At 34.5% G+C, this 2,699-nt stretch carries 2 protein-coding genes; both read left to right on the forward strand.

The window, feature by feature from the left end:
* The first annotated feature begins 248 nt into the window (after nt 1-248).
* On the forward strand, nt 249-2,384 hold the full coding sequence (locus BKL51_RS12195; protein ID WP_233127131.1) for a glycoside hydrolase family 19: 2,136 nt from the start codon (nt 249-251) through the stop codon (nt 2,382-2,384).
* Nucleotides 2,385-2,445: 61 nt separating this feature from the next.
* Nucleotides 2,446-2,699 (forward strand): hypothetical protein (locus BKL51_RS11125; protein ID WP_143530621.1); only part of this gene is annotated, 254 nt, incomplete at its 3' end.

Below are 2,699 nucleotides of genomic sequence, written 5' to 3' on the forward strand. Positions count from 1 at the left end.
AAGAAATCAATATGTGGATTAAAGCGGATTCAGTTGATTTAAATTAATAACTATATAAACCGCACTTTATAAAAGTGCGGTTATTTTTTTGTTCTTTTAAAACTAGAATTTATCAACACAGACCGATATTGAAGTTAAGTTAGATAAGCTGACAGAATGAAATTGTCGACAGCAAACTGATTGTTTATAAAGTGGATAGCGAATATAAAAAGGACACCGAATCGGGTTCGCAAAGTGCGGTCTATTCGATGGGATTTTTTCTGTTAAAACACGAGGTAGCTTACCCTAAGGACAATATCTTAACGTTTTATTCCCTTTACCGCCATACGGCAAAAATGAGTGATTATCAGAGCTCGGGCGAAGAAATTTTAGCATTAACTAAATCGGCAGATAAATTTCCGGTGATGATAAGAGAAGATAATAAGATAGTGGCACCGTTGCCTGACGGGTTGGCGCTTTTAATCAGAAAATACCAAGATAACAAAACTCAGTTTGATGAAGTTGTGTGGTATAAAGACGCGAATGGTGTTGAACATAAGCCAAAAACAGGTAAACCCTGGAAAATCTTTAATCGCTCTTATGAAACCCTCATAGACCACCCTATAAGTGGCATACCGCTCTTGATTCGTCATAATCTTGACACATTGATTGACACAGAAGTAGCACTGAGCAAACCAATCGCGATTAAAGCGGGTGAAGAATTGGGGCTGATGGGTGAATATAATCAGATGGGCGAAAGCGGCGAAAAGCTGTTACATCTTGAAGTGTTTACCTATGATGACATTGACCAATTTAAAGCTAAAGCAGAAGTGGCGTATAAACAAGATAAAGAAAAGAAAGGCATTAAAGACAACTTCCTGTATGTTCCTCGCGACAGCCGGCTTTACAGCATAATGAACGATGAGGCGTTTGAACTGGAACAAACTCAAGTTGAAATTATGGTCCCCCTTGCCGATGTGGAAAAGCGAAGCATAAAAGATAAACAAAATCCGAAACAAACAAAAACCTATTACAATGTGCAGCCTTACCTCTATCAGCAAGTGGAGCACAGCAAAGATAAGGATTCAGGGATTTATGTGGATGACCGCCATGTAACCCACGGAGTGTTATTTCCGGGTGTTAATGTGTTTACTCAATCGGGTAGCGGGCTTTGTATATTCAAGAATCCTTTACATCAGACTATCGACCCAGAAAGTGAGTTGACGATTGAGCAGAAAAACGAATTAGACCCGATGTTTAAGGCGATAATGGCGGAGTTAAATTTAGAAGCGGATAAAGGTACACCGATAAAATTTGAAGCGGGCAAGCTCAAGGATTTATTATTAAATCCGATACAACAAAGAAGGTTGATGGGTATTATTGCTAAACATGATAGCGAGTGGAAGAAGACGAAGTCTATCGATTTTAAACAAGTGTGTGATGTTTATCGGGATAACGGGAAGAACGACGTAGCTTCCGGAATAGAAAAACGGGTAGAAGATTTGTCTATCAAATTAGAGGCGGACGGATTTAATAGCGACAAGCAGGCGTATTATATGCATCCGTTGGGGGTGATTGGGTGGTTGATGCCTTATTCAACGTGTTTTTGTCATCGGGATTTTACGGTTGAGGAAGTAAAGAATATTGTATCTTCTTTAAGAGGTTCTAAACCATATAAATTATTTACTCATAAAAAATGTCCTTTAGAGGATAAAGAAAAAAGTTATGAAAAATTAACTGAACTATTAAATAATACATTTAAGAAATATGAAATTAATACATGTATTAGAAAGATTCATTTTTTAACTCAAGTTTATCTTGAATCAGCCCATTTAACAACGACAGTTGAGTTTGCTAGTGGCGCAGACTATGATCTTGGTAAACATCCTAGTGCAATAAAAAATCAAAATATTGAAGTAGGAGATGGTCCACGATATAAAGGTAGAGGATTAATGCAATTAACTTGGAGAAAAAATTATCTTAGCTATTTTAAATATACTAGATTAGATCCTGAATATTATGAAACTGTAATATCTCCAATAACTAAACTTGAAGATATGGCTAATCGAAAAAACAGTTTTCATTCTCTAATTGGCGAAAAACTATTTTTAGCTGTAGATTCAGCCGGTTGGTATTGGAGATATGGGAGTGTTTGGGGGGACTTGAATATTTTAGCAGATAACGATGATATATACGCGATAAATATAGGTGTGAATGGAGGTTTCAATGATTTTGAAACCCGAATTAATTGGGCTAAAAAAATTATTAAAAATAATAATATAAAAAATTGTCCAAATCTAAATTTATTAAAAGAACTTGGTAAATATAATTTTTCAACTAGTAGCGTGAGGAATAAAGGCTATGGTAAGAAATATAAAGCAAAATTTGAAAGCTATGATGATTAGACGAATAATATGTTTTTTTCTATGCATTCTTTTTTCTTATAATCTTTATGCAGTGTCAACTATGTCTGGTATTACAAATACAGGAGATGTAAATAATGATGGTGTTAAAGATTCTATTGAGTGTAGTAATAGTACTTTTAATGAAGATTATCAATGTATAATCTATATTTCAGGAAAAGAGGAAGAAAAAATAAAAAACATTGTTCAAGTTAAAGATAATAACGAACGCAGTTATTTTTCTATGAATTTTACAAATAAGAATGAACTAAGAGTTGAATGTAGTCCTAGAGGTATTTATAACGGATACTATTATAA

It is taken from the genome of Rodentibacter sp. Ppn85 (genome assembly GCF_001999335.1).
Taxonomy (GTDB): Bacteria; Pseudomonadota; Gammaproteobacteria; order Enterobacterales; family Pasteurellaceae; genus Rodentibacter.